The organism is Bacillus cereus group sp. BfR-BA-01441 (assembly GCF_022663075.1).
Taxonomy (GTDB): Bacteria; Bacillota; Bacilli; order Bacillales; family Bacillaceae_G; genus Bacillus_A; species Bacillus_A cereus.
Window position 1 is genome coordinate 1 of sequence record NZ_JAKUEU010000132.1, and the last position, 7,907, is coordinate 7,907.

Genomic DNA, 7,907 nt, shown 5'->3' on the forward strand with positions numbered 1-7,907 from the left:
TTCGCTAACGCCGCCGCTTTTGCCTTTGCAGCTGCTGCTGCACGTCGTTTTGCTTCTTCTATAGTAATATCATCATTTTTTGGTAGCGCTTTCTCTTTTTCTTGATCTTCCTCCTCAAGTTCACTTATTTCCGCCTCGTGTTTCGCTACAAGGCGTTTTCTCGCTTCTTCTTTCGCACGCCTAGCTGCTTCTTTTTTCAGATCCTCTAAATCTTTATTTGGATTACTCATTTATTCGTCACCTGCTTTCCGGTCTTTGCCTCGTAACGAATTTTCTCTTTTAATTTATTAATCCCATAGATTAAAGCAGCTGGATTTGGGGGACAACCAGGAATATACACATCAACTGGTACGATTTGGTCTACACCTTTCACAACAGCATATGAATTTACATACGGACCACCTGCTGTCGCACAAGATCCCATCGCAATAACCCATTTTGGTTCGGGCATTTGATCATATAAACGCCGAACAATAGGAGCCATCTTCTTCGTTACTGTTCCCGATACAATCATGACGTCCGATTGCCTTGGTGAAGTTCGAAAAAATGACCCAAATCGATCTAAATCGTAATGTGATGAGCCTACCCCCATCATTTCAATTGCACAGCATGCCAGTCCGAATGTCATCGGCCATAAAGAGTTGCTCCTCGCCCATCCTTTCAACTGTTCCAATGTAGAAAAAAAGATATTTCGTTCTAATTCTGCTCGCTCATTTGGATGTAATTCCTCAAAATTTATAACCATTGTAACACCTTCTTTTTCCAAGCATACGCTAATCCAACTAGCAACATTACAACAAAGATGAGCATTTCAATTAATGCAAATAAACCTAGCTTGTCATACGCAACAGCCCAAGGATATAAAAATAAAGTTTCTACATCAAAGATCACAAACAATAAAGCGAAAATATAATAACGAGCATGAAACCGAATATTTGCATCATGAAAAGGCTCAATTCCACTCTCATACGTCGTCGCCTTTGCTGCACTTGGTTTATTTGGGCGCAGCATCCTTCCTAATGTAAGAGCCACTACCGGCAGCAATATACCTAATAGCAAGAAAATCAAAACGATCATATAACTATTTTCATATACACTTGCCATTGTGAAACCCTCCCCCCTAAATTAAGAACAAGTTCACATAGTAAACAATATGTCCTAGTTGCAGTAATTATTATTTTTAAATTTTTCTAAATAATGCAACTATTCTAATCATTATAGCAAACTTCAAATTCCTATGTCGATATGTTGGGAGACAGAAACAAGAATTATTAAAATCTATCTTTACAACTTGCTATAATTGTGCAAAATAAATATAAAACTTATATATGCTTTTCAAGAAACCGTAGGTGATATAAATGAAAAAACAAACACATGTAAGTATTCTTATAAGCATTGTATTGCTGTCTATAACGCTTCACTATGTAGCAATGCCTTTTGTATATGAATACTCATTTCCTTTTCAGCTATTAATCGGAACGAGCACCCTATTAATTGATATTATCGCTTGTAGTTATATACTTTATTTTTCAAACATGAAAGAAGGGCTATCTCGTTTATTTTGGATCATATTATCTGTTGGAGCTCTCTCTTATTTTATCGGTGATATAGTCGTTGCCTATCAGCGTTTAATTGTAAAGGACTTCTATACGTTCGTTGATCCATCTGACTTTTTTTACTTACTTTTTTTAGTTAGCTTTACGTTTGCCTTTCTATACGAAATCATTTATAACCGAGATTTATTAGAAAAACTTTTTATGCTATGTGATATTTGTATTATCGTTACAGCCCAATTTACTTTAAGTTACTACTTACTTATTGAACGAACTATTCATATCTTTACAACATCCTATATCGACATATTTGTTCAACTTACCTATCCAATGGCTGATTTACTCTTTCTCTTAATAGGAATCAACCTTTTATTCAAACCACTATCCTTATTACCTAAAAAGGTCGGTGCACTTCTTGGCAGTGCTTTAATTTTATATGCTACTACAGATGCGATTTATGCTTATATAAAATACTTCATACCAGAGTATTCTATGTTTACAGTTACGCCTTTCTATCAAGTAACCTTAGTACTAGTAGCAATCGCCTGTATTCTCCATACAAAAAAGCCTGAAAAACAAGAACAAGTACTACTAACACCTAAAATTGGCGAATCAATCCGATTATCATTACCGTATATTTCGGTAGTAATGCTTATTGTTTTTATATTAGTTGAATACGTTTTTGCGCCTATTATAGTAATCGGACTTATAATAACTTTTTCTTTCGTTCTCATACGTCATAGTTTAGTTCGAAAACAAAATAAAATATTATTGATCGCTCAAATGCAATTCAACTCAGAACTCGAGAAACAAATTAAACTACGTACAGAAGATTTAGTAGAACAGAAAAATGAACTCTATCATAATCAACAAATGTTTAAATCTTTATACGAGCATCATCCCGATCCAATTTTCACATTAGATTTGTACGGTAATTTTCTCAAAGTAAATAACGCTGGTACTACTTTACTCGGTTATCAAACGAATGAATTATTAAACCAGCCTTACTACTCACTCATATACGAAGAAGATTTAGAAGAAATGATTAACGCCTTTCATCGCGTGAAAAAGGGATATTCTATTTCTTTAGAAATACGGGCTTACCATAAAAACAGAGATATTTACTACTTGCACGTTACCGCCGTACCGATCTTTTTAAAGGAGAAAATTTCTGGGGTTTATTTAATGATTAAAGATATTACGGAAAGCAAACAACAACAAGAACAAATCAACTTCCTAGCATACCATGATACTTTAACAGAGCTTGCAAATCGTCGTGCATTTCATCAACATTTAGAACAGGCAATTGCGCGAGCAAAAATATCGAAAAAGCCTTTTGCTGTTATGTTTCTCGACCTAGACCGTTTTAAGGTTATTAATGATACCCTCGGTCATCGAGTAGGAGACCTATTACTCATCGCAGTAGCAAAAAGGCTCGAAAGAATAGCAACATCAAATATGAAACTCGCGCGGCTAGCTGGGGATGAGTTCACAATCCTTATCGAGAATTACAAAAAAAAGCCAGATGTCCAAAAAATAGCTGATAGGATTGTAGCGGCCATGAATGAGCCATTTGAAATCGAAAATCAACATTTACAAATCTCACCGAGTATCGGAATTGCAATATATCCTGAAGCAGGTGAAGATGCGCTATCCATTTTGCAGCATGCTGATATGGCCATGTACGAAGCAAAGAATAAAGGAAAAAACGGTAGCTCTCTTTACACGAAAGAACTATATAAAAAAATGGAACGAAAAGCTCGAATTGAAAAAGATTTGCCAATCGCTTTAGTAAACAAAGAATTTTATCTCGTTTATCAACCACAAATTGATACGACAACAAATAAAATTATCGGTGCTGAAGCTTTAATACGTTGGAAACACCCACTATTAGGTGACATTTCACCATGTGAGTTTATTCCAATTGTAGAAGAGACGCCACAAGTAGTCCCACTTGGACATTGGGTATTACAAGAAGCTTGTCTCCAATTAAAAGTATGGCATACCTTTGGCTACCAAAATTTAAAAATAAGTGTTAATTTATCCGCAAAAGAATTCCGGCAAGATCAATTAATCGAAAACATTTCACAAATATTAAACGACGTGCAAGTCGATCCAAAATATGTAACACTTGAGTTAACAGAAAGAATTGCAATGATTGACGAGAAAGAAACATTATTGAGACTGAAGCAATTAAAAGAGTACGGTATCCAAACTTCCATTGATGACTTCGGTACTGGGTATTCTTCTCTTGCTTATTTATCAATTTTTCCAATCGACACATTAAAAGTACCGAGAGAATTTACACAATTAGCTGATCATCGTCCTGAAGAACGAGCCATCGTTTCTACAATACTTTCCCTCGCAAATACTTTAAATCTTTCAGTCGTTGCCGAAGGAATTGAAACCGAAAAACAACTTAAGTTTCTGCAAAAACATAACTGTAAATATATGCAAGGTTACTATTTCAGTAAACCACTTACTAGTAATCAATTTATAAAATTTCTACAAAAAACCCCCAGTATGAACAAATAATTCATACTGGGGGTTTTATAGTGCTAAATTTTTTTCTCATAATATTCATCTGCAATCTCTTCGTAAAAAGCTGCAGATGTCGTATAGAAATATGGAATTAACCATAAGAATCCAATCCCTAACGTAATACAACTTAATATAAACCAGCCAATAAAACTTAAACATAAAATGAAATACTCCATCTTATGTCCATCCATCATACGACGACTTTCTGTAATAGCTTGGTTCAGTGAATACTCAGGATGATCGTTTATAATAAAGTATGTCATCGCATAAGAAAATGATTTAATAATACCTGGAATAATGAACAATAACGTCCATAAGAAAAGATAAAGATTTACTAATAAATATAATAAAAATGATTTTAGAAATCTCTTTCCCTCTGAAAACCAAATAAATACATTACCAATACTAGCTTGCTTTTCACGAAGGATATTTAAACCAAGGTAATATCCACCTAAAGTTAACGGTCCAGTAACAAAAAATGAAAGAATATTCGTTGAAAGTGAACCATTTGTTTTTTGCCAACCGAAAATTAAAGAAAATCCCCAATCAACACTAAAACTAAAAGCCGTGATAAGAATTGAAATGAGTAGTGTAGCTCCAACAGCTAATCCCCATTTCCCTTCTAATGAATCTAGTGCTTCTCCTTTTAAATCACTAATCATGCGTAGCCTCGCCTCCTATACACAATAATTCTATTAGTATAGCATGTTCCTATTGAAATTCACCTTTTGAAATGTAGCGATAAAAGTGTGCTGTCGTCGTACTCATATACGGACTAAGCCAAAGAAATCCTATTCCAAAAGTAAGCAGCGCTAAAATAGCCCATCCTATGAAGCTCAGCCATAAAAGAAACAAATCTAACTTATGACCCTTCATAAGATTCTTACTTTCCTTCATCGCCTGCGAAACACTATATTCTGGATTTTCAATCATCACATAGTACGTCAGTGCATAAGAAAAATACATCACAATCATACCAACAATTGAAATTGCTAATAGTACGAAGAAAGCTATTGCAAATGACGTATTCCCTTCTTCACCTAACAATGCAAATAAGCCTATTAACAGCATCGGAATCCATGTACCTGTATATAACAAAATCGCAAGCATTGCCCACATTGTTTTCATCATTCTTTTAAAGCCACGAAATCCTTCGAATAAGTAATCTACTTTAGCATCTTCTCGTTTACTAATCTGTAAAAATACATTTGTATAACCATATGACGTAATCCCATACGATGCGTTACTCAAAATTATCATAATGCAATAAAAAATTCCAAAGGTAATACCTGCTCCAATTGACATCGTTTCCTCTTCAAATGATCCAGTTAAGCCTGCAACTGAGAGAAATATAATAATTCCTGGAATTAACAGTATAAGCATTGCAGCCATCGAAACGACATAACTTAAAATAAAATATAAAATTGTTGATCCAACACCTAGTCCCCATTTTCCCTTTAAAGAGTACAATGCTTCTCGCTTCATTTCACCAATCATTGATCCATCCCCTTTATGAAATATAAATTGTTGTACACTTCTACTTATACAAGCATCAATATAATTATACCATTTTTGTAAAATTATCCATAAAATACACACAAAAAAATCCGTAAAGGCAAAGCCCTTACGGATTTTTTTACTTCATATCGGAAACGTTTAAACGGTTTACGGCACGTTGTAATGCCATTTCTGCACGTTTAAAGTCAACATGTGCTTGTTTATCTTGCAGACGTTGCTCAGCGCGACGCTTCGCTTCATTTGCGCGATGGATATCGATATGGTTTGCTTCTTCAGCAGATGATGATAATACAGTCACTTTATCTGGACGAACTTCGATAAAGCCACCGCTTACTGCTACATAATCAGTGTGTCCACCATTTTTCAGACGAACTGCACTAATTTTTAATGGTGCAACAGTTGGAATGTGACCTGGTAAGATCCCCATTTCCCCACTCTCTGCTTTTACACTTACCATTTCTACTTCTTTTTCGTAAACCGGTCCATCAGGAGTTACAATACTGACTGGAAATGTCTTCATACTTCGTCCCTCCTAAGGCCTTACGCCATCATTTTCTTCGCGTTTTCAATAACTTCTTCAATGCCACCTACTAAGCGGAATGCATCTTCTGGAAGGTCATCATATTTTCCTTCTAGAATTTCTTTGAAACCACTAACTGTATTCTTTACAGGTACGTAAGAACCTTTTTGACCTGTAAACTGCTCAGCTACGTGGAAGTTTTGAGATAAGAAGAATTGAATACGACGAGCACGATGTACAACTAACTTATCTTCTTCAGATAACTCATCCATACCTAAGATAGCGATGATATCTTGAAGTTCTTTATAACGTTGTAAAGTTTGCTGTACTTGACGAGCTACTTCATAATGCTCTTCTCCTACGATTTCTGGAGAAAGTGCACGAGATGTAGATGCTAATGGATCTACGGCTGGGTAAATACCCATTTGCGTTAAACGACGCTCTAAGTTTGTTGTTGCATCTAAGTGAGCGAACGTTGTAGCTGGTGCTGGGTCAGTATAGTCATCGGCTGGTACATATACCGCTTGGATAGACGTGATAGACCCTTTATTTGTAGATGTAATACGCTCTTGTAATTGACCCATTTCTGTTGCAAGTGTTGGTTGGTAACCTACCGCAGATGGCATACGACCAAGAAGGGCAGATACTTCAGAACCCGCTTGCGTGAAACGGAAGATGTTATCGATGAACAGAAGTACGTCTTGTCCTTGCTCATCACGGAAATGCTCAGCCATTGTTAAACCTGTTAATGCAACACGTTGACGTGCTCCAGGTGGCTCGTTCATTTGTCCGAATACCATCGCAGTTTTCTTGATTACGCCAGAATCGCTCATTTCGTGGTATAAGTCATTACCCTCACGAGTACGCTCACCTACACCAGCGAATACAGAGATACCACCGTGCTCTTGTGCGATGTTATTGATTAATTCCTGAATTAATACTGTTTTACCTACGCCGGCACCACCGAATAGGCCGATCTTACCACCCTTAATGTAAGGAGCAAGTAAGTCTACTACTTTAATACCAGTTTCAAGAATTTCTACTTTAGTAGATAATTCTTCGAATGCAGGTGCTTGACGGTGAATTGGATCACGGTGTACATCCGCAGGAAGTTCACCATCTAAGTCAATTGCATCACCTAATACGTTGAATACACGTCCAAGTGTTGCATCACCAACTGGTACAGAGATTGCTTTACCAGTATCTTCTACTTCTGTGCCACGAACAAGTCCATCTGTGGAAGACATCGCAACTGTACGAACTGTATCATCACCTAAATGAAGTGCAACTTCAAATGTTAAGTTCATGCTTCCGTTTTCGTTGCTTTGTTTTACCGTAAGGGCATTGTAGATTTCTGGTAGCTTTCCGCCATCAAACTTAACGTCTACAACCGGACCCATGATTTGCGTAACGCGCCCTTTATTCATCGGGTTCCCTCCTAGCTTTCTTTTAATTAGCTACCTCTATCAGAGAAGTTAGCTTTTAATTTTTTATTAGTTTAGCTTACGCGACTCTCCTGAAAGAGCCGCTTCCGCTTTTTATTGAATCTATCTCCAGCGGTTAGAATGTTCGGTGGCTTCGCTTTTTCCTACGAGGCACAAATCGCCTCTACGTCAAAAGCTCCATCCCCCTCTCATTCTGAACGAACCGCTTCCGCTTTTTAATACTATTCTAACGCTGCTGCTCCACCAACGATTTCCGTAATTTCTTGCGTAATCGCTGCCTGACGCGCACGGTTGAATGAAAGTGTAAGTGAATCGATAACTTCCATTGCG

At 36.7% G+C, this 7,907-nt stretch carries 8 protein-coding genes and 1 pseudogene; 1 reads left to right on the forward strand and 8 read right to left on the reverse strand.

What is annotated here, in order from left to right:
- The 3 genes and pseudogenes from MR107_RS28165 to nuoA all read right to left on the reverse strand — a co-directional run.
- Positions 1-230, reverse strand: a pseudogene (locus MR107_RS28165) (NADH-quinone oxidoreductase subunit C); the annotation flags it as partial.
- Entirely contained in the window at positions 227-745 is a 519-nt protein-coding gene (gene nuoB, locus MR107_RS28170) for an NADH-quinone oxidoreductase subunit NuoB (RefSeq protein ID WP_000236331.1), read from the reverse strand. The gene nuoB and the pseudogene MR107_RS28165, both read right to left, overlap by 4 nt.
- Positions 736-1,104 (reverse strand): NADH-quinone oxidoreductase subunit NuoA, encoded by a 369-nt coding sequence (nuoA, locus tag MR107_RS28175; RefSeq protein WP_000179273.1) that lies wholly within the window; start codon positions 1,102-1,104, stop codon positions 736-738. Before nuoA ends, nuoB begins: the two co-directional genes overlap by 10 nt.
- Positions 1,105-1,358: 254 nt before the next feature.
- Here nuoA and MR107_RS28180 point away from each other — a divergent pair, with 254 nt between their 5' ends.
- Complete coding sequence (locus tag MR107_RS28180) at positions 1,359-4,088, forward strand: EAL domain-containing protein (protein ID WP_134207468.1); 2,730 nt, start codon at positions 1,359-1,361, stop codon at positions 4,086-4,088.
- 23 nt (positions 4,089-4,111) lie between these two features.
- On the opposite strand, the gene MR107_RS28185 is transcribed toward MR107_RS28180, so the two are convergent.
- From MR107_RS28185 to MR107_RS28205, 5 genes are all read right to left on the reverse strand, one after another.
- Positions 4,112-4,756, reverse strand: coding sequence for a DUF975 family protein (locus MR107_RS28185; protein ID WP_134207467.1), 645 nt, complete (start codon positions 4,754-4,756; stop codon positions 4,112-4,114).
- A gap of 49 nt (positions 4,757-4,805) precedes the next feature.
- Positions 4,806-5,591 (reverse strand): DUF975 family protein, encoded by a 786-nt coding sequence (locus MR107_RS28190; protein WP_000578827.1) that lies wholly within the window; start codon positions 5,589-5,591, stop codon positions 4,806-4,808.
- A 139-nt stretch (positions 5,592-5,730) separates the two neighbouring features.
- Positions 5,731-6,132: a F0F1 ATP synthase subunit epsilon gene (gene atpC / locus MR107_RS28195; protein ID WP_000847211.1), complete on the reverse strand. Its 402-nt coding sequence runs from the start codon at positions 6,130-6,132 to the stop codon at positions 5,731-5,733.
- A 20-nt stretch (positions 6,133-6,152) separates the two neighbouring features.
- A complete protein-coding gene (atpD, locus tag MR107_RS28200) occupies positions 6,153-7,559 on the reverse strand; it encodes a F0F1 ATP synthase subunit beta (RefSeq protein WP_001032595.1) in 1,407 nt (468 codons plus the stop codon).
- A 239-nt stretch (positions 7,560-7,798) separates the two neighbouring features.
- Positions 7,799-7,907: F0F1 ATP synthase subunit gamma (locus MR107_RS28205; protein WP_242293012.1), on the reverse strand; the 109-nt coding region annotated here is incomplete at its 5' end.

Bases quoted from the DNA above. Each gene is read 5' to 3' on its own strand.
- nuoB (WP_000236331.1), bottom strand. From the start codon at position 745: ATGGTTATAAATTTTGAGGAATTACATCCAAATGAGCGAGCAGAATTA.
- nuoA (WP_000179273.1), bottom strand. From the start codon at position 1,104: ATGGCAAGTGTATATGAAAATAGTTATATGATCGTTTTGATTTTCTTG.
- MR107_RS28180 (WP_134207468.1), top strand. From the start codon at position 1,359: ATGAAAAAACAAACACATGTAAGTATTCTTATAAGCATTGTATTGCTG.
- MR107_RS28185 (WP_134207467.1), bottom strand. From the start codon at position 4,756: ATGATTAGTGATTTAAAAGGAGAAGCACTAGATTCATTAGAAGGGAAA.
- MR107_RS28190 (WP_000578827.1), bottom strand. From the start codon at position 5,591: ATGATTGGTGAAATGAAGCGAGAAGCATTGTACTCTTTAAAGGGAAAA.
- atpC (WP_000847211.1), bottom strand. From the start codon at position 6,132: ATGAAGACATTTCCAGTCAGTATTGTAACTCCTGATGGACCGGTTTAC.
- atpD (WP_001032595.1), bottom strand. From the start codon at position 7,559: ATGAATAAAGGGCGCGTTACGCAAATCATGGGTCCGGTTGTAGACGTT.